Raw genomic sequence first — 18,797 nt, 5'->3', positions numbered from 1 at the left:
CTGTTTAACATTTCAACATGAGTAGGGACTCCCCCCGTGCAGACTCCCCCCAAACCGCCCCGCAAACTTTTTGAAGACATCTACGCCTTTGCCCCTAATCGAGAAACCCTCGGTGGCACAGCCTACTTTATCGCAAAAGCCGGTGGTGGTCTGTTGGTTGATTGTCCCCCTTGGCACCCAGAAACCCTCAACTTTTTGCAGGCCCAGGGCGGCGTCAAAACCCTCTACATCACCCAGCGGGCCGCCATCAGTAACCAAGTCGCGAAAATTCAACAGGCCCTCGGTTGTGCGATTGTGATCCAAGAGCAAGAAGCCTACCTGATACCAGAGGCTGACGTGACGCCCTTTCGGGATGATTGGCAGGATGGTGATTTTCGCGGCATTTGGACACCCGGATTTTCCCCTGGTGCTTCCTGTCTCTATTATGGCCAATGGGGAGGCTGTCTGTTCACGGGGCGGCATCTCCTCCCCAACCAAAAGGGTGAAATTCTCGCCCTGCGCACCGCCAAAACTTTCCACTGGGGCCGCCAACTCAAAGGCATCGAAAAGCTGATTGAAACGTTTAAAAATCAGCCCCTAGAATATCTGCTGCCCGCTGCAAATACGGGGTTTCTCCGGGGGACAGGTTATCTAGCGGGGGCCTACCCCCAATTACAACAGGTGATCGCCTTGTCCCAGGCCCAACCCCTTGTCCATCTCTAAAGCGGCCAATCTTAGTGAAATTAACCAAGGGGCGATCGCCCTCTGCTGGTGGCTCCCATCTCAGGCAATGCGACTATATAATAAAGGCTATGTGGGAAATCATTGCCCGGCCTCACCCAACGGTCATCAAGGTCTGCCCCTGATTTTCTCTGTTTTTTTCCTGTTCATCCCCCAAAACATTAGCATCGAGCTTCCATGGTTCAATCAACTACCTCCTATCAACACCTTTCTAGCCAAGCCGTCCCCTACAGCTACTCCATGGGTGGGACGGTGGTGCCGATGGTTGTCGAACAATCTGGCATGGGAGAACGGGCCTTCGATATCTATTCCCGCCTGCTACGGGAACGCATTGTATTCCTCGGTACCGCCATTGATGACACCGTTGCTGACTCTGTGGTGGCCCAGTTGCTCTTTTTAGACGCCGAGGATGCCGACAAAGACATCCAACTCTACATCAACTCCCCTGGTGGTTCCGTTTATGCAGGGATGGCGATTTACGACACCATGCAACAGATTCGTCCTAATGTGGTGACCATTTGCTACGGCATTGCTGCCAGTATGGGGGCCTTTCTCCTATCAGGGGGCACCAAGGGTAAGCGGATGGCCCTGCCCAGTTCTCGGATTATGATTCACCAACCCCTCGGTGGTGCCCAAGGCCAAGCGGTGGATATCGAGATTCAAGCCAAGGAAATCCTCTACATCAAAGATAAATTAAATACGTTGATCGCCGACCATACGGGTCAACCCTTTGATAAGGTGGCAGAAGATACCGAGCGGGACTTCTATATGTCCGCCGAAGAGGCTTGCCAGTATGGTTTGATCGACCAAGTGATCGCCCCGAACGCCGCTTAACCCCATCGCTCACGTTATCCAGAGGCCCTACTCCAAAACCCATGTCTAAATACGACTCCCATCTCAAATGTTCCTTTTGTGGTAAGTCCCAAGAACAGGTTAGAAAGCTCATTGCTGGGCCAGGGGTCTATATTTGTGACGAATGTGTCGAGCTGTGTAACGAAATCCTCGATGAGGAGCTGATGGAAAATGCAGCAGGCATGGGGATGGGACGATCGCCTGAAAAAAATCCCCCCAAGGCTCCCCCCGAAAAAATCAACTTTGAAGACATTCCCAAACCCAGGGAAATTAAGCATTACCTCGATGAACATGTCATCGGCCAGGATGAAGCGAAAAAAGTCCTTTCCGTGGCTGTCTACAACCATTACAAGCGCCTGAGTTTGATGGAAGATGACGACGCTGATCCCGTCGCCGATGGCATCGAACTTCACAAATCCAATATTCTTTTGATCGGGCCAACGGGCTGTGGTAAAACCCTCCTCGCCCAGACCCTCGCGAAGATCCTTGATGTGCCCTTTGCCGTCGCCGATGCCACGACCCTCACCGAGGCGGGCTATGTGGGCGAAGATGTCGAAAATATTTTGCTGCGCCTCTTGCAGGTGGCCGATCTCGATGTGGCCGAAGCCCAGCGGGGGATTATCTACATTGACGAAATCGATAAAATTGCCCGCAAAAGTGAAAACCCCTCCATTACCCGTGATGTGTCCGGGGAAGGGGTACAACAGGCCCTGTTGAAAATGCTGGAGGGTACCGTCGCCAACGTGCCCCCCCAGGGAGGCCGAAAGCACCCGTACCAAGATTGCATTCAAATTGATACCCGCAATATTTTATTTATTTGTGGTGGAGCCTTTGTCGGTCTCGATAAGGTGATTGAGCGGCGGGTCGGCAAAAAAAGTATGGGCTTTGTGCGGCCCGGGGAAGAAGGTAGTGCCAAGGAACAACGTACCGCTGAATTACTCCAGCATCTTTCTCCAGAGGATCTCGTTAAGTACGGGATGATTCCAGAGTTTATCGGGCGGATTCCGGTGATTGCGTCCCTCAGTCCCCTCGATGAGGAAGCGCTAGTTGAAATTTTGACCCAACCGAAGAATGCCCTCGTCAAGCAATACAAAAAACTCCTGAAGATGGACAGTGTGCAGTTAGAGTTTGAACCCACGGCCATCCGGGCGATCGCCCAGGAAGCTTACCGCCGCAAAACCGGAGCCAGGGCGCTCCGGGGCATTGTCGAAGAATTAATGCTCGATGTGATGTACGAACTGCCTTCCCGTAAGGATGTCAACCGCTGCACGATTACACCGGAAATGGTCGAAAAACGCTCCACAGCTGAGTTGTTACTCCATCCGTCCTCCTTACCCAAACCAGAATCTGCTTAGGGCCAATGGCGATCGCCCAGGTGCGGGGAGTCCCCCACTATTACGAATGGATTTGTTGCGGGGGCCGCGATCTTCCCAAACCAGTGATGTTATTTGTCCACGGTTGGGGCGGGTCGAGCCATTATTGGCGCAGCACTGCCACGGCCTTCAGTGAATCTTTCCACTGTCTGATCTATGACCTGCGGGGCTTTGGTCGTTCTGAGCTCCCCGTCGATTACAGTGGTGACTATGCCCTAGACGATTATGCTCTGGATCTAGAAGTACTGCTGCGGCAGTTAGACATCAACGGCAAAATGATTCTCAATGCCCATTCCATGGGGGCTTCCATCGGGGCAATTTTTGCGGCGCAGTTTCCCCAACGCCTAGACCGGGCCATTTTGAACTGCAACGGGATTTTTGAATATGATGCCCGCGCCTTTGGGACGTTTCAGAAAATTGCTGGCACCATTGTGCGCCTACGGTTTCCGTGGTTGCGTCAGGTACCGGGGCTGGATCGGTTGGCGATCGCCCGTTTTTTGCAGCAACCAATTGCGCCCACGGAACGGCGGCAATTCCTGGAGGATTTTTTGAGCGCTGATAATCGCGCCGCCGCTGGCACCCTGCTAGCTTCGGTGAATGAAATGATGGTGACCCGCTTGCCCCAGGCATTTCGCAATATCCAATGTCCGACCCTGTTCCTCGCCGGGGAAAAAGATCAAATTATTCCGGCGGCCATGGCCAAAAGGGCGATTGCCTTAAACCCAAACTTTCGATACATTGAAATTCCCCAGGTGGGACACTTCCCCATGCTTGAAAATCCTCACCTCTACCAGACCGAAATCCAGCAATTTCTCAGGGACAAATTTCCCGGATAGTATTTATTCTTGGGATCCCTCAAAGAATGATACGCTCTAACAGAACCTCAAAAATTGACGAGAAAATTCTGATGCGTATTTTGTTTGTTTCTGCCGAGGCTGCTCCCATCGCTAAAGCTGGAGGTATGGGAGATGTGGTGGGATCACTGCCCAAAGTTTTACGGCAGTTAGGACATGACGCGAGAATTTTCTTACCCTATTACGGCTTTCTCAACGACAAACTGGACATCCCTGCGGAACCCGTGTGGTGGGGCAGTGCAATGTTCAATACGTTTGCCGTGTATGAAACCGTATTACCCAATACCGATGTCCCCCTTTATCTGTTTGGCCACCCTGCCTTTGATGGACGACATATCTATGGTGGGCAGGACGAATTTTGGCGCTTTACCTTTTTTGCCAATGGGGCCGCTGAATTTATGTGGAACCACTGGAAACCCCAAATCGCCCACTGTCACGATTGGCACACGGGCATGATTCCGGTGTGGATGCACCAATCGCCGGACATCAGCACAGTATTTACGATCCACAATTTGGCTTACCAGGGGCCTTGGCGGGGTTTCTTGGAGCGCAACACTTGGTGCCCTTGGTACATGGACGGTGATAATGTAATGGCCTCAGCGCTGATGTTCGCCGATCAAGTGAATACCGTATCTCCCACCTATGCCCGACAGATCCAAACTAAAGTCTATGGTGAAAAATTAGAGGGTTTATTGTCTTGGATCAGTGGCAAAAGTCGCGGCATCGTCAATGGTATTGATGTGGAACTGTATAACCCTTCTAACGACCAAGCCCTGGTAAAACAATTTTCTACCACCAATCTTGAGGATCGGGCCGCCAACAAAGTGATCATCCAAGAAGAAACGGGGCTAGAGATCAACTCCAAGGCTTTTTTGATGGCGATGGTCACCCGCTTAGTGGAACAAAAGGGAATTGATCTGCTGCTGAATATTCTGGAGCAGTTTATGGCCTACACCGACGCCCAGCTCATTATTCTCGGCACTGGCGATCGCCACTACGAAACCCAACTCTGGCAAACCGCCTACCGATTTAAGGGGCGGATGTCCGTGCAACTACTCTACAATGATGCCCTCTCCCGCCGGATTTACGCTGGATCCGATGTCTTTTTGATGCCGTCACGCTTTGAGCCCTGTGGCATTAGTCAAATGATGGCGATGCGCTACGGTTCTGTGCCCATTGTGCGCCGCACCGGGGGTTTGGTGGATACGGTCTCTTTCCATGATCCGATTCACCAAACCGGGACAGGTTTTAGCTTTGACCGCTATGAACCGTTAGATATGTACACCTGCATGGTGCGGGCTTGGGAAAGTTTCCGCTACAAAAAAGACTGGGCTGAACTACAAAGACGGGGCATGAGCCATGACTTTAGTTGGTACAAATCCGCCGGGGAATATCTCAAGATGTACCGCCAAAGCATTAAAGAAGCCCCGGAATTAACGACCGATGAAGCCGAAAAAATCACCTATTTAGTGAAAAAACACGCCATTTAAAAATGACTTTAAAAACCTTGGAATAAATCTTTCAGCCAAGTCATCGCTTGGTTACGGTTTGTTTTGACTTCCAGTAACCTTACTCCCCTGGGTGGCAAAGTAGCACAGGTTTGCATCAGGTCAGCTTTGGTTTGGATCGCCTGATATTCAATGCCATATAAATCGCATACTTTAGAAAATTCAACGGTTTGGGGCGTCGCAAAATAATCCTCAAAAATATCTTTTTCTTCGGCGATGGGTAACATTTCAAAAATACCACCGCCTTGGTTATTGATCACAATAATCGTCAGGGAGCCGGTAAATTTTGATAATGTCAAAAAGCCATTGGTATCGTGGAGGAGAGCGAGATCTCCAGTGAGTAACACAGCAGGCGAATGATTCTCCGCAATGCCCAAAGCCGTTGACAGGGTACCATCAATACCATTGGCACCCCGGTTAAAGTAAGGCAAAATTTGTTGATCATTCAACTGCCAGAAAAATTCGGCATAGCGCACCACCATGCTATTGGCAAAGAAAATAGCTGTTTCCTCTGGTAATGCTCTGGCTAAACAGTAGGCGATCGCCGCTTCGTTGAGATTTTGTTCTGCCTGGAAAACTGCGGCTAATTTGGCGCGAATTTTTGCATCTTGGGTCTGCCATAGATCCAAGTAGGGCAAACCTTTTTCGTTGTCGGGAAAGATCCCCAAATACTTCATGGTGCGAAGATTAACGGCGAGATATTGATGGGGACGATGGAGGGGGTCAAAATTATCGGCCCGCTCGCTCAAGATATAGGTTTGAATCTGCTGCTTTTCGAGCCAGGCCCGCAAAATTTTACTGGTGGGCAAAGCGCCAATTTGAATCACAATTTCTGGTTTGAGGGTTTCTGCTAGATTTTGATCCCGCAAAATAAAATCGTAGGTGATGACTAAACCCTGGGGAAAATAATGGGCATAATTCCGCACGGGGGAGAGGGCTTCGGTTAAAACTGGAAAACTCAAATAACCCGACAACTGGGCGATCGCCTGACAATATACATCGGGATCATCGGGCTGATTCACCCCAGCAATAATTAGCCCCCGGGCATAATTTTTCCAAGCTTCCGTGGGCAAAATATCCGCAGAAAATTCTGCCTTTTCCAGGGGCTGAATCCCGGCAAAAAAATCCGCCTTGAGCACATCTTTGAGGGGCGTCACTGAGCCATCGGCAATGGGGGCAAGGGGATCCCGAAACGGACAATTGAGATGCACGACTCCTTTCTGGGGAAACTGCGATCGCCGCCAAGCTTGCACCATGGTTTGTCGGGCATAGCGCAACATTTCAACAGTGCCCAGGGGCGTCGCCATTTCACTAAACCACTGGGCAAAATTTCCAAATAACTTGATCTGGTCAATGGTTTGCCCCGAATGACAATCCCGCAATTCCGGGGGGCGATCGCCTGTGAGGATAATTAAAGGCACCGCACTTTGGTAGGCTTCGATCACCGCTGGATAGAAATTGGCTCCCGCTGTCCCCGACGTACAGACCAGCACCGTCGGTAAACCAGAACTTTTCGCTAAACCCAGGGCAAAAAACGCCGCCGAGCGTTCATCTAAAATCGGGATCGTTTTAATCTGGGGGTGACGGGCCAGGGCAACGGTGAGGGGCGTAGAGCGGGATCCAGGGCAAATCACCGCTGATTGCAAACCTAGGCGCGCGAGGGTTTCTACCATCACACCCGCCCAGAGACTATTAAGACTACTAAAATCTAGACCCATACCTTTCGTGCTAAATTATGCTCCCAGATCAACCAGGGTACAATTAAAGCACTGATTTTCAGTCTTTTGGCATGATTGCTTTACCCTCTGGTTTTTCCCCTCAGGCATACCTCGAACTTGAGTCCGAAAGCACAATTCGCCACGAGTATCGCCAGGGATTGGTTTATGCGATGGCCGGTGGTATTGATGACCATAGTCGCATTGCCATTAATTTTTTAACGGTGCTTAATTTGCATCTCCGGGATGGCCCATGCCGATTTTTTGCGGGGGACGTAAAAGTTAATTATCGAGACCAGTTTTTTTATTATCCTGATGCTTTTGTCACTTGCGACCCCAGGGATCAACAAAATCGCTATGTAAAACAATTTCCCAAGTTAATCCTTGAGGTTTTATCTCCAGCCACAGAGAACTTTGACCGCGCAGAAAAATTCCAAGATTATCAACGGATTACGACCTTAGAAGAGTATGTTTTGATTTCCCAAACGCAACAGGAAGTAGAGGTTTGGCGGCGATCGCCCCAGGGTTGGACGAGTCAAATTTACCGGACGATTGATCCGGTCAAGCTCACCAGCATCCACCTTGAAATGCCCATATCAGAACTGTATCGGGGCACCAGTCTCGAAAGCTTCATTTAAGATGCCGTCGGATTTTTAGCCCGGGCTTCGAGATCGTCAAGGGTTTGCAAGACTAAACGTTTTGCTTCTAGTTGCCAACCCCAGCGTTGAATTTGGATGGCTGCGGGCAGGGCGATCGCCGGGGCGAGGAAATCGAGGGGCTGCTGGAGGGAAATGCCGAACAGTAAACCCAAACCCGCAATGCCCCAAAAAGGTAAAGCGACTGTCTGTCGATTTTCCAGCACCATTTTTCCGAAAAATCCCTGGGGCATCTGGGCCAAAAGTTCATCTTTAATCTGCTGCTGTTGTCGAGGATTCAACATAAACGCAAATTTGCGGCGCAACTTTTCAATCTTGCGGGCGTCGGTACTGTATTCTGTCAGTTCATTTTCCGCCATCTGAATCAATTTCTCTAGCTGAGCCATGGTACTTTGGGCCTCTCTCTTTAAAAATCTCTGTTTATTGTGGCATTCCCTGGGATTTTCTCCCCGGCTCCCAAAAGGCGATCGCCATTACTATTCAGCTTCGTTTATCATCAACCCCTAATTTTTTCATCATTCCGACGGTTTTTTCTACCGCTGTTTCGATAAAAATTTGCTATTGTAAAGAAAGTTTAAGTAAGTTATCCAAATTTATAAACAAGTCTACAAATCACCAATAAATGTGTGACGCAGACAACAAAACCACAAAAGTAAATCATGCTAAAGATAGAGCATTGACCGAAAAGCACCATGAGTATCCCAGGCTTGTTCCAGAGAACCGCTGCCCGTTTTCAAACTATGAACTCTCCCACCGCAAGACGTCTCCGTTTGACGCTATTTTGTGACTTCGATGGGCCATTGGTCGATGTTTCGGAGCGATACTATGGTACGTACCAAGCCGCTCTCCAGCATACGCAACAGATTTACGCCCAACAGGGCATCGCCATTCCCCTCAAATACCTCGGCAAAGACCAATTTTGGCAAATGAAGCGCCAACGGGTCAGTGATATCGAAATTGCGATACAGTCCGGGCTCCAGGAAGAGCAAATTGCCTTTTTCCTCGACCATGTCCGCACCATCGTCAACGATGAAGCCCTACTCCACCTCGACAAAATGCAGGGGGGCGTGAACTGGTCTTTGGCCTTACTCCATTCCTACGGGGTGAAATTGGTACTGGTGACGCTCCGGGAAGAACAGCAGGTGCGGAAAATGCTCGATCAATATGGCCTAAAACGTCTATTTAGTGGGATTTACGGTAGCGACGATCGCCACACGGCCTATGTGAATAATGTGGATGTGAAAACTGCCCTCCTCAAGGAGGCGATCGCCGAACAGGGAGAACTAAGCGATCAATGGCTTATGGTGGGCGATACCGAAGCAGATATTATCGCCGCAAAAAATATGAATATTCCGGCGATCGCCGTGACCTGTGGTATTCGCGATACGGCCTACCTCAAAACCTATCAGCCCGATCATTATTGCAATGATCTTCTCTCTGTGGCCCATTTTCTGGCGGAGCGCTATGGTCACTCTCCCAAGCCCCAGGGCCATCACTACTGCCTATCGAGCATTCTCACATAATCCCACCAGCGCACCAGAGGCGTACAAAGGAGCGGTGCCCAGAGGCTACTTAAAATTGCCGTTGCGAGGCCGATCCGTTGCAGTTCACCCCAGAGCATCCCTGGGGAACCCAACCCCCACAGCAGATATTGAAATGCCATAATCACTTCTGCGGCTAGGGTCATCACGAAGACCAGTAGCGCCAGAATAATAAAGTCTTCCTGGAGATAGCGTTGTTGTCGCCAGCGGGAAACAAAATAGGCGACCAGCACGAAGCCTGGAAGGTGGGAGGGCAAAGCACTCACCATTAAGCTGTCATGGATCCAAGCAGCGGCGATCGCCCCCAGGAGAGCATAAATCATCTCCCGCTTCACACTCCAAGCAATCACCCACATCAAGAGCCACTGGGGACTAAAACCGAGGATTGTCATCCCAGGAATGCGGAGTAACAAAAGCTGGCTACACAGCAGCAGCGAGCCAATGCTCACCAAACCATTCATCCAGGGCAGTGCCCCTCTAGGGAGTTTGCGAAACATCTTGCTCCGGTTGCAGCTCAAAATTTAAGGGCTTCTGCTCAAAAGGTGCCACCAATACCCATTCCAGCGACCCCAGCGGTACCGTCAACTCCACCGTCGCGATGGGGGCTGGCCCCGCATTAAAATCAATTGCGGCAATGCGACCAATGGGGAGGCCTGGGGCGTACAGGGTGCTCAGGTTTGAGGTGGTGACCATATCTCCCACCTTGACATCTGGAACCTTCTCATAGAAAACCATCTGGGCCTGTTGGGGATCGTTTTGGCCCCGGAGGTAGCCCTGGAAACGACTCCGGGACAACATCACACCCACTTGTTGGTTGAGGTCACTCACCAAAGCAACGCGACTACTGTGGGGGGTAACTTGTACCACCCTGCCCACAAGTCCACCGATGCCAGTCACGGTGTCCCCGACCTTGATCCCGGCTTGACTCCCCTGGCCGATAATAATTTGCTGCCACCAAGCATCGGCACTGCGACCAATGACCGGGGCAGCGATCGCCTCTGTCTGGAGCGTTTGTCGATAATCCAATAAGTCTTGTAGCTGTTGGTTCTGGGCTTCGAGTTCCTCGACTCGATTTTGCAGTTCCCGCAGCTTACTGTTCTGGAGCAAAATTTCCGTTTCAGCGGCGGTGAGATTGCCCTGACGCCGGAAGAAAAGCCCATAAAATTCCTGAATTGCGCCCCCCTGGGTCTGGCGCAAAAATAAAGCAGCCGAAAGGCCAACCCCAATAAAAATTAAGGTCATCCCATAGCGTTGCCACCAACGGCGGAACATTAACATTCACTCAAGAAAACGACGTAATCCATCCTAGGCTATTCGTAGCGAGTATGGCTCTTAAAGACCCGCTCCATATCCTTATCTTTAAAGTTTTCCAAAACACGACCTGTACCCAAAGCAACACAGCTTTCAGCATTGGCCGCCACGTGGGTAACGATGCCTGTTTCGTGGCTAATCAGGGTATCGAGTCCCTTGAGCAGGGCGCCCCCCCCGGCCAGCATAATTCCTCGGTCAATAATATCAGCCGCCAATTCTGGCGGAATTCGTTCTAGGGTACGCTTCACGGCTTCAACGATGATCGAAAGCGGTTCAGACATACTTTCACGGATTTCAGGGGCCTTGATGGTGACGGTGCGGGGTAATCCGGAAAGTAAATGCAAACCACGCACTTCCATGATTGGTTCTTCTTCGTCGGTGGGATAGGCAGATCCCAGTTGAATTTTGATATCCTCGGCGGTGCGCTCCCCAATGACCAAATTGTGGACTTTTTTCATGTAGAGCATAATCGAGTCGCTGAGTTCATCCCCCGCAACCCGTACCGATTCGCTCAGAACAGTGCCCTGTAAACTTAAAACGGCCACTTCTGTGGTGCCGCCACCAATATCAATGATCATGTTACCGGTGGGTTCAGAAACGGGTAACCCAGCACCAATGGCAGCGGCAACGGGTTCATCAATGAGATAGACATCGCTGGCCCCAGCTTCTTTGGCCGCTTCTTCGACGGCCCGCCGTTCTACCCCTGTAACCCCACTGGGAATCCCGATCACCATCCGGGGCCGAATCAGGGGATTGCGGTTATCGTGGACGCGCTTAATGAAGTGCTTTAGCATCGCCTCGGCGGTGTCAAAGTCCGCAATTACCCCATCCCGGAGGGGACGAATGGCAATCACATTGTCGGGGGTGCGCCCTAACATGCGCTTGGCTTCTAGGCCGACTGCCAGGACTTCTTGATTATTTTTGTTGATGGCCACAACAGACGGTTCCTGAAGGACAATCCCTTTACCAGAGACGTATACAAGGGTGTTGGCGGTACCGAGATCGATACCCATGTCCCGTGAAAATGAAAAGCGACTAAATAAACCCACTTGTACGCTGACCCCTTATCTGCTGTGTGTTGAGCTGGTTTTGAACCTTGAACACATTTACATGATTTATATCGATGTATTGTGTCGGCGGATCTTTAGCGAAAAATTATAACTTTTGGATTTTATTATGTTTGTTCACCGGCGTCTAGCGTCTATGGATAGCTCCCGCGGGGATCAAGAGATCAAGGCGATCGCCTATTTGTCGCCAATTTTACAGGGCATTTTATTCGCCATGACTAATCTTGCCAGAAGGGGACTTCGGGGGGCTGATTCATCTCTTCGAGGGTTTTCCAGCCCGCTTCCCATAGTCGTTGATCCTTGAGTTGTTTGGCATTGATCCAAAATCGGGTGTCAGGGTCACAGGAGGATACTAATTCGGCAAACACCCATTTCCCTTCATTGCGGCGGTTCATCACCTGGAAATGTCGCCAACCGAAAGTCTTTTGGGTTGCGGTCCATTTAGACCCAAGGAGATGGGGAAAGCGTTGTTTTTGTTTCTTCGCCATGGCTGAATTGATGCTCGAGCACACCCTAAAATCGGGGTCGTTTATTCTAGCTTAGTGGGACGCGCTTTTCGGATCAAAGGCGTCTCGGAGGCCATCGCCAAGGTAATTTAAACTGAGCACTGTCAAAAAAATCGCTAAGCCTGGAAATAGTGCCATGTGGGGAGCTGTGGTGACGAAATTTTGGGCATCATACAGCATCCGTCCCCAAGTCGGAATGTCCGGTGGAAAACCCAAACCAAGAAAGCTGAGGGTTGATTCGGTGATGATCGCGTTACTCACGGACAGGGTAGCGGCGACGGCAATGAGACTGACCAGATTCGGCAGAAGATGTGTCCGGAGGGTGCGGAGGGGATTGGCCCCCATGGCCTGGGCAGCGGTCACAAATTCTCGGTTTTTGAGGGTCAAGCATTGGGCGCGGACTAACCGGGCGATCGCCATCCAATTCAAGCTACCGATCACCAGCACCACGAGGAGAAAGGTGCCCCATTCTGCCCCGGTGATCGCCCGGAGGGATTCTCGAAACAGATAGACCACCAGGAGTAACACCGGGAGTTGGGGGAGGGACAAAAACAGATCTGTCAAGCGCATCAGCAGTTGATCGAGCCAGCCACCATAAAAGCCGGCGATCGCCCCAATCACAGTGCCTAAACTAATGGCCACGGCCATCGCTGCCAGCCCGACCGTTAGGGAAACCTTGCCCCCAAACAACACCCGCGCCAATTGATCCTGTCCGAGGTCATCGGTGCCAAAGGGATGCTCCCAACTTGGTGCAAGGGCACTTCTGGCAAAGTCAATGCCATCGATGGGTGTCTGGTAAATCAGCGGTAGGCCAAAAACCAATAAGGCGATCGCCCCCAGGACAATCCCCCCAAGTACCGCCAGACGATTGCGACGAAACCGCTGCCAACTGCGCGTCTTATTCCACATCCTCGTTATCGTAATAGAAGGGACGGACTCGGGACGTAAACCCAGATGCCTTAAATTTTTTCAGTTGGAGGGGTTCCGGCTGATTGGCAGCGACCGATACCGGGATTTGAAACTCACTAATGCCCGGTGGTACTTCCAAAATGGTGCCCACACGACCGCGATTCTCAAAGGTCGGCGAACCATTGGCATCATAAATGCGCCCAAACACATCCGCATCAACAATATATTTACCCGATGTGTTTTTCGCTTTGCCTTTAATCATGAAACAGTTTGCATCTTCATTGGAGCCGCTGGTCACAATTCCCTGCATCTCTGCGGGACAGCGCTCATAGCTCAAGTCAGACAACTGAATCGGCGTGAGGGCCAAGGCCTGGCTGAAGGGAAATAACCCCAAACAAAGCCATAAACATCCCGCGAGAAAGCTTACGATGATGCTGCGTCGTTCCATGGATTTCCCTCAATGTCGAAAATTTCCTCTAGCATAACAATTCTATTTTTTTCCCAAGACTTCCGCTAGATTACAGTTCCAATCTGGCGCATCCGATGGCGGAAAAGCAGAGTATAATAATTGATTGCCCAAAATCACCAGATTCTATTTCCCATGCAATTTATTGACCACGCTGAAATTGAAGTTATCGCCGGAAAAGGGGGAGATGGAATCGTTGCCTTTCGTCGCGAAAAATACGTGCCTGCTGGTGGCCCGGCGGGGGGGAATGGTGGCTGGGGTGGCTCAGTAATCTTCCGGGCAGAAGAAAACTTACAAACCCTCCTCGATTTTCGTTATGCTCGCACCTTCAAAGCACCGGACGGCGAACGGGGTGGCCCCAATAATTGCACCGGAGCGTCTGGGGAGGATCTGATTGTGGATGTGCCCTGCGGTACGGTGATTTACGACCGGGAAACGGACGAAGAAATTGGTGATTTAGTCTTCCACGGACAAACCTTCTGCGTCGCCAAAGGCGGTAAAGGAGGCCTGGGAAACAAGCATTTTCTTAGTAATAAAAACCGCGCCCCAGAATACGCTCTCCCCGGTTTGGAAGGAGAAATCAAGCAACTGCGCCTAGAGCTGAAATTACTGGCAGAAGTGGGCATTATCGGCCTCCCCAATGCCGGAAAATCGACCCTAATCTCTGCGTTGTCGGCGGCTCGGCCCAAAATCGGCGCTTATCCGTTTACAACTTTAATCCCTAATTTAGGCGTGGTAAAACGGCCAACAGGGGATGGCACGGTATTTGCGGATATTCCAGGCTTAATTGAGGGGGCACACCAGGGGGTGGGCTTGGGCCATGAATTTTTACGTCACATTGAGCGCACGAAGGTTTTGGTGCATTTAGTGGATCTCAATGCGGAAGATCCAATTAAAAATTACGAAACGATCCAAGGAGAACTAGAAGCTTATGGTCGCGGTTTGCCAGAACTCCCCCAGATCATTGCCCTCAATAAACTCGATGCAGGCGATCGCGAATTTGCGGATTTCATCACAGGGGAATTACGGCAGCTGACCGACGACAAAATTCTGACCATTTCAGCGGTATCCAGAACCGGTCTAGAACAGTTGCTACAAGAGATTTGGGACGTCTTAGACCACCTCAAAGAGATCAGCCGAAATGAAGCCCCCGAAACCTCAGTTATGGATCTTGACAGTCTTCACATTGCAGATGAATAATGCGGGGTTTTAAGGCGATCGCCGGATTGCCACCATAGATAGTCATCGGGTCGAGCGATCGCAAGGCAACACTCCCTAAACAAAGCACCGCCCCTTCGCCGATGGTGACACCGGGGGCAATACTACTGCGGGCCCCCAGCCAACTGCCCCGTTCAATGTGGATGGCACGGGTGATTAGTTTAAAGGTGGGGTCGCTCCAGTCGTGGTTACCGGTACAAAGATAGACATCCTGGGAAATACAAACATGGTCAGCAAGGGTAATTGGCGCCAAGTTATCAAACCAAGTGTTTTCGCCAATCCAGCAATGATCGCCGATGGTCAGTCGCCAAGGAAATTTAACGCGCACGCCGGGTTTAAGCCTTACCCCTTGACCAATGGTGGCGCCAAAGCGTCTCAATACCCAAACTTTAAAAGAGGATAGGGGAATCAACCGAGTTCGCACCACAGGATCACCGATAAAAAACCACAAGAGTTGCCTTAGAAAGGAAGCGCCGGGAGTGTAGTTTCCGGTGGTATAGCGGTCGAGATGGATAAAACTCACAACAGCAATTTTTAACAAAGGCAGGGATGGTGATAATGCTTTAATGGCCGAAGACAAAAAAGGCGATCGCCTTTTTACTCCCCATATTCCTGAAGAAAACTGAGAAAGTCTGCTAGGGCTGCTCCGGTTTCTCGGCCAGGGGTAAGTTGATACCGTGTTTGGAGAATAAAGCCTCGATTTTGGATTCGAGCACGGCGAGCCGCTCGTTCTCTTTCTTGATTTGCTCGGTCTCTTTCTCGATTTGCTTCGTCCTCTGCTCGTGCTCTCTCGTTCTTTGCTCGAGTTCCAGCGTGCCACTCAAGGCCGAGATTAGCCAGGAGAGCCGTTGTCCCCAACGTGAACGCCAGGAAACTCCACTGGAGGATGGTGAGGGGGAAGAGTTGGATGGGGATTGTATCGGTGTTGGCATAGAACCTCAGGAGGGCAGCAACGGCATAGAGAAAGGTGGTGAGGGCACGGGGCAGTAGAGCGAGAAAACTAACCATGGTTTTAGTTTAGCCAAAAGGCGATCGCCTTCTTTACTCCCCATATTCCTGAAGAAAACTGAGAAAGTCTGCTAGAGCTGCTCCGGTTTCTCGGCCAGGGGTAAGTTGATACCGTGTTTGGAGAATAAAGCCTCGATTTTGGATTCGAGCACGGCGAGCCGCTCGTTCTCTTTCTTGAGCTGCTCGGTCTCGTTTTTCAATCTCTCGGTGTCGGCTTCGATTTCCAGCGTGCCACTCAAGGCCGAGATTAGCCAGGAGAGCCGTTGTCCCCAACGCGAACGCCAGGAAACTCCACTGGAGGATGGTGAGAGGGAAGAGTTGGATTGGGGTGGTGTCGGTGTTGGCATAGAACCTCAGGAGAGCGGCAACGGCATAGAGAAAGGTGGTGAGGGCACGGGGTAACAGGGCTAAAAAGCTTACCATGATCCCATTTTAACCTTTCTGATTTGGTGCAATACTTACAGGTTGCTTGAAGGAAATGCTGCTCCCAACTGGGGATGTAGGCTGGCTCCGGTACGGCCGGTGATGATCCAGAGAATTGCTCGCCCGATATCACGGGAGACATGCCAGAGGGTTTCGTGAGGTTGGTTGGAGGGAATGGGGATGGGGGTGGTAATAATGCCGCGACTACCGAAAACAAAGAAGGCGATCGCCTGGGCGCGGCGCATGTGAAAATCAGAGGTGATCAGGTAAACGTGCTGGATGTGGCGATCGCCAAACTCTTTGACAAGGGAGGTGAAATTGGTGACGGTATCGATGGCGCGATAATCGAGATGAATGCGATTGCGATTGATGTTTGCGGCTTGAAAGATATCCTTGGCGATTTGACGAGATTGACCGCTAGAAACCCAAATATCGAGAGTTGGGTGTTGCTGGGCAAAGCTTGCGGCAAATTCTTCCCGACCTAAACCACCTCCAAGGGCTAGGATGGCTTGAGGTGTAGGAGCTTGAATCTGTGCGAAAATTAAGCGGACGGGAATAAACCCAATAAGAAAAATGAGGCTCGTGGTAGTAAAGATTACCCACGGTTTGCGGTAGTTTTTTGCGCAACGCAGCATCGAATTTCGGCTGATAAAGATGGTCAGCGTACTTCTCTAGTTTAGTTTTTGTGGGGGTCGAGTCGTCATAGAAAGGCTAGACAAGTCAGCTTCGATGAGGCGTAGACTAAGGAGGGTTTCGGCAAAGACGCGCTGAAAGGCATAGTACCAGCCGTGCCAACCATCGAAAATGCCGCCTTTAAAAATGAGGCAATAGAAAAAGATGATGATAGGTGCAAGGATTTTTTGTTTGCGGAGGCGATCGCCCCAACCTAATTCTGATAGGGGAGTTTTCTGAAGCTTTTTAACTTCGAGCACCATATAGCGATCCTGTGCCCAGAGCCAGCGACTAAGGGATTTACGATCATCATGAAGAATAGGGTTTGATAAGGACTCAGACTGCCCTTGAACCACTAAAAGCTGGGTATGTCCATCGTCAATGTAATGTGATCGCCCTTTACGGAAGAGAGCCTGACGAGGAGGAAGAATGGTGCCGCGCAGTGGTTTTCCAAAAACGCAATATTTAAAGGGAATAAAATAACCATCGATCTCTGGAGAGGGAGACAAGATTTTGAGTTCATCAATAAGGGCATCAGTGAGGGCATAATCAGCATCGAGGGAAAGTCCCCATTCGGATTGAATCTGTTCAAGGCCAAAGTTCCATTGCTTGGCGTGGGTATCGAATTTTCGCTGGAATATTTCTACTTGGGGATAGCGCTTAAGAATCTCAAGGGTAGCATCTGTGCTGAAGCTATCAATGACCACAATGCGGCTTGCCCACTGGAGTTGTTGCAGGGTACGCTTGATATTTGGGGCTTCGTTATAGGTCAGGATCAGTGGTGTAATTGACTCAAGCATGGAGATGGGGCAAGGGTTGATTCTGGATGATGGCGTCGTATATTTCGACTAAATTCGCGGCGATTTTGTCCCAGGTGTAGTTTTCAAAAATAAACTGGCGGGCTTGCTGGCTCATTGCTGAGGCATCTTCTGGATTAGCTAAACACCAATGCAGCGCCTGAGCGATTTGCGCTTGATTAACGGGGACGATTTTAGCCACTCCTGCTGCTTCAGGGAAATTACAGGCATCGGTAAAGACACAGGGTAAACCACTAGCCAAACCCTCTAGGATAGATATGCTGAAGCCCTCGGAATAGGAAGGAGCAACATAAACACTAGCGGCAGCTAAAGCAGAGTACTTGAGATCACCATTAAGCATCCCTGTAAAGGTAGCCGCGTCTTGACAACCCGCGTCCCGGAAAAGTTTTTTGGCGATGGGTAAATAACCGATGTTATCGGGGCCAGCAACAACCAGATGGCTATCGGGGAACTGTTGCTGGATTTGAGCAAAGGCAGGGGCCAACAAATCTAGTCCTTTTTTCGGATCAATACGCCCCAGGAAGAGGATCAACTGTTTGTCTTGTAGGTGAGGGAATTCTCGCCAGAATCGCTCAGCAGTTGCAGGGGGATCAAAATGATGCCGATGGATGCCATTGGGCACGGTCACTAGGGGAGCTACCAAATCGAGAGGGTAAATTCGTTCAGCTTCGCTGGCCGCTAAAACTTGAATTGCACTGGCTTTTTGTAGGGCAGGACGCTCCAGAAGGTTAAAGTAAATACGTTTTTTCCTGGCTTTATAGGACAACGCCCAGGGTTCGAGCATGCCACGGGGGGTAACAATGTAGGGCACCTGATGAAACTGGCAAGCCCAGTAAGCTGGTAAGTTGGTGAGGGAAAAAACCGCATTAATGTGAACCAAATCATAGTCTTTAATATGCTGGAATAGCGATTTTCCCAGGGCAAAGCTCCATTTATAGTCCTGCCAGCCCAGATACGGAAAGTACTGGATGCGGATATTGTTACATTCAGTCCAGGTGTGGAGGGGAACGTCTAGGGTTTGGTCGCCGTTGGCATTGGTGGTAATTAAATCCACGCTAATACCTTGCTGGGCCAGAGCTTCGGCTAATTCAATCACGCTTTTGGAGGGGCCACCATAAACACTGCCAATGGCTGGAATGACCGTGAGGATTTTCATATTTTTAGGCGTTAATGGACTGCT

22 protein-coding genes are annotated in these 18,797 nt (G+C 50.5%); 8 read left to right on the top strand and 14 right to left on the bottom strand.

Annotated features, from left to right (window positions below; all coding sequences use genetic code 11):
- Nucleotides 1-36: 36 nt before the first annotated feature.
- The 5 genes from AWQ24_RS07790 (at nucleotide 37) to glgA (ending at nucleotide 5,289) form a co-directional block, all read left to right on the top strand.
- Complete coding sequence (locus tag AWQ24_RS07790; protein WP_065716468.1) at nucleotides 37-702, top strand: MBL fold metallo-hydrolase; 666 nt, start codon at nucleotides 37-39, stop codon at nucleotides 700-702.
- 195 nt (nucleotides 703-897) lie between these two features.
- The gene (clpP, locus tag AWQ24_RS07785; RefSeq protein ID WP_030008130.1) at nucleotides 898-1,554 is read left to right on the top strand and encodes an ATP-dependent Clp endopeptidase proteolytic subunit ClpP; all 657 of its coding nucleotides are present in this window, start codon (nucleotides 898-900) and stop codon (nucleotides 1,552-1,554) included.
- A gap of 41 nt (nucleotides 1,555-1,595) precedes the next feature.
- Nucleotides 1,596-2,927: an ATP-dependent protease ATP-binding subunit ClpX gene (gene clpX, locus AWQ24_RS07780; protein WP_012307148.1), complete on the top strand. Its 1,332-nt coding sequence runs from the start codon at nucleotides 1,596-1,598 to the stop codon at nucleotides 2,925-2,927.
- A 5-nt stretch (nucleotides 2,928-2,932) separates the two neighbouring features.
- The gene (locus AWQ24_RS07775; protein WP_065716467.1) at nucleotides 2,933-3,781 is read left to right on the top strand and encodes an alpha/beta fold hydrolase; all 849 of its coding nucleotides are present in this window, start codon (nucleotides 2,933-2,935) and stop codon (nucleotides 3,779-3,781) included.
- Nucleotides 3,782-3,852: 71 nt separating this feature from the next.
- Nucleotides 3,853-5,289 (top strand): glycogen synthase GlgA, encoded by a 1,437-nt coding sequence (glgA, locus tag AWQ24_RS07770; protein WP_065716466.1) that lies wholly within the window; start codon nucleotides 3,853-3,855, stop codon nucleotides 5,287-5,289.
- 8 nt (nucleotides 5,290-5,297) lie between these two features.
- On the opposite strand, the gene menD is transcribed toward glgA, so the two are convergent.
- Nucleotides 5,298-7,025: a 2-succinyl-5-enolpyruvyl-6-hydroxy-3-cyclohexene-1-carboxylic-acid synthase gene (menD, locus tag AWQ24_RS07765; RefSeq protein ID WP_065716465.1), complete on the bottom strand. Its 1,728-nt coding sequence runs from the start codon at nucleotides 7,023-7,025 to the stop codon at nucleotides 5,298-5,300.
- A 71-nt stretch (nucleotides 7,026-7,096) separates the two neighbouring features.
- Here menD and AWQ24_RS07760 point away from each other — a divergent pair, with 71 nt between their 5' ends.
- Nucleotides 7,097-7,660, top strand: coding sequence for a Uma2 family endonuclease (locus AWQ24_RS07760; protein WP_065716464.1), 564 nt, complete (start codon nucleotides 7,097-7,099; stop codon nucleotides 7,658-7,660).
- On the opposite strand, the gene AWQ24_RS07755 is transcribed toward AWQ24_RS07760, so the two are convergent.
- Complete coding sequence (locus AWQ24_RS07755; protein WP_012307143.1) at nucleotides 7,657-8,064, bottom strand: hypothetical protein; 408 nt, start codon at nucleotides 8,062-8,064, stop codon at nucleotides 7,657-7,659. The genes AWQ24_RS07760 and AWQ24_RS07755 overlap by 4 nt on opposite strands.
- Nucleotides 8,065-8,370: 306 nt before the next feature.
- Between AWQ24_RS07755 and AWQ24_RS07750 the strand changes: the two genes are divergently transcribed.
- On the top strand, nucleotides 8,371-9,201 hold the full coding sequence (locus tag AWQ24_RS07750) for an HAD family hydrolase (protein ID WP_045442534.1): 831 nt from the start codon (nucleotides 8,371-8,373) through the stop codon (nucleotides 9,199-9,201).
- On the opposite strand, the gene mreD is transcribed toward AWQ24_RS07750, so the two are convergent.
- The 6 genes from mreD to AWQ24_RS07720 form a co-directional block, all read right to left on the bottom strand.
- Nucleotides 9,174-9,716, bottom strand: coding sequence for a rod shape-determining protein MreD (gene mreD, locus AWQ24_RS07745; protein WP_045442536.1), 543 nt, complete (start codon nucleotides 9,714-9,716; stop codon nucleotides 9,174-9,176). The two genes, AWQ24_RS07750 and mreD, sit on opposite strands and share 28 nt — an antisense overlap.
- Nucleotides 9,697-10,497 carry a rod shape-determining protein MreC gene (gene mreC / locus AWQ24_RS07740; protein ID WP_062434141.1) on the bottom strand — a complete coding sequence of 267 codons (801 nt, stop codon included), beginning with the start codon at nucleotides 10,495-10,497 and terminating at the stop codon, nucleotides 9,697-9,699. Before mreC ends, mreD begins: the two co-directional genes overlap by 20 nt.
- Nucleotides 10,498-10,529: 32 nt before the next feature.
- Entirely contained in the window at nucleotides 10,530-11,579 is a 1,050-nt protein-coding gene (locus AWQ24_RS07735) for a rod shape-determining protein (protein ID WP_012307139.1), read from the bottom strand.
- A gap of 236 nt (nucleotides 11,580-11,815) precedes the next feature.
- Nucleotides 11,816-12,085, bottom strand: coding sequence for a TIGR02450 family Trp-rich protein (locus AWQ24_RS07730; protein WP_030008139.1), 270 nt, complete (start codon nucleotides 12,083-12,085; stop codon nucleotides 11,816-11,818).
- 51 nt (nucleotides 12,086-12,136) lie between these two features.
- Nucleotides 12,137-13,012 (bottom strand): ABC transporter permease, encoded by an 876-nt coding sequence (locus AWQ24_RS07725; RefSeq protein ID WP_065716463.1) that lies wholly within the window; start codon nucleotides 13,010-13,012, stop codon nucleotides 12,137-12,139.
- Nucleotides 13,002-13,460 carry a hypothetical protein gene (locus AWQ24_RS07720; RefSeq protein ID WP_012307136.1) on the bottom strand — a complete coding sequence of 153 codons (459 nt, stop codon included), beginning with the start codon at nucleotides 13,458-13,460 and terminating at the stop codon, nucleotides 13,002-13,004. The genes AWQ24_RS07725 and AWQ24_RS07720 overlap by 11 nt, the downstream gene beginning before the upstream one ends.
- A 153-nt stretch (nucleotides 13,461-13,613) precedes the next feature.
- Here AWQ24_RS07720 and obgE point away from each other — a divergent pair, with 153 nt between their 5' ends.
- Entirely contained in the window at nucleotides 13,614-14,678 is a 1,065-nt protein-coding gene (gene obgE / locus AWQ24_RS07715; RefSeq protein WP_065717334.1) for a GTPase ObgE, read from the top strand.
- On the opposite strand, the gene AWQ24_RS07710 is transcribed toward obgE, so the two are convergent.
- Genes AWQ24_RS07710 through AWQ24_RS07685 form a run of 6 tightly spaced genes read right to left on the bottom strand, consistent with a single transcriptional unit; the run spans nucleotide 14,641 to nucleotide 18,773 of the window.
- On the bottom strand, nucleotides 14,641-15,276 hold the full coding sequence (locus AWQ24_RS07710) for a putative colanic acid biosynthesis acetyltransferase (RefSeq protein ID WP_315862299.1): 636 nt from the start codon (nucleotides 15,274-15,276) through the stop codon (nucleotides 14,641-14,643). The genes obgE and AWQ24_RS07710 overlap by 38 nt on opposite strands.
- Nucleotides 15,277-15,293: 17 nt before the next feature.
- Entirely contained in the window at nucleotides 15,294-15,704 is a 411-nt protein-coding gene (locus AWQ24_RS07705; RefSeq protein WP_065716462.1) for a hypothetical protein, read from the bottom strand.
- A gap of 33 nt (nucleotides 15,705-15,737) precedes the next feature.
- Entirely contained in the window at nucleotides 15,738-16,127 is a 390-nt protein-coding gene (locus AWQ24_RS07700; protein WP_065716461.1) for a hypothetical protein, read from the bottom strand.
- A gap of 35 nt (nucleotides 16,128-16,162) precedes the next feature.
- The gene (locus AWQ24_RS07695; RefSeq protein WP_065716460.1) at nucleotides 16,163-16,762 is read right to left on the bottom strand and encodes a YdcF family protein; all 600 of its coding nucleotides are present in this window, start codon (nucleotides 16,760-16,762) and stop codon (nucleotides 16,163-16,165) included.
- A 36-nt stretch (nucleotides 16,763-16,798) separates the two neighbouring features.
- Nucleotides 16,799-17,599: a glycosyltransferase family 2 protein gene (locus AWQ24_RS07690; RefSeq protein WP_065716459.1), complete on the bottom strand. Its 801-nt coding sequence runs from the start codon at nucleotides 17,597-17,599 to the stop codon at nucleotides 16,799-16,801.
- Complete coding sequence (locus AWQ24_RS07685; protein ID WP_065716458.1) at nucleotides 17,592-18,773, bottom strand: glycosyltransferase; 1,182 nt, start codon at nucleotides 18,771-18,773, stop codon at nucleotides 17,592-17,594. Before AWQ24_RS07685 ends, AWQ24_RS07690 begins: the two co-directional genes overlap by 8 nt.
- Nucleotides 18,774-18,797 lie beyond the last annotated feature (24 nt).

The sequence above is a fragment of the Picosynechococcus sp. PCC 8807 genome (assembly GCF_001693295.1).
Lineage (GTDB): Bacteria > Cyanobacteriota > Cyanobacteriia > Cyanobacteriales > MRBY01 > MRBY01.
Note: the sequence above shows the minus strand (reverse complement) of the source record. Positions and strands in the feature narration are given on the sequence as shown.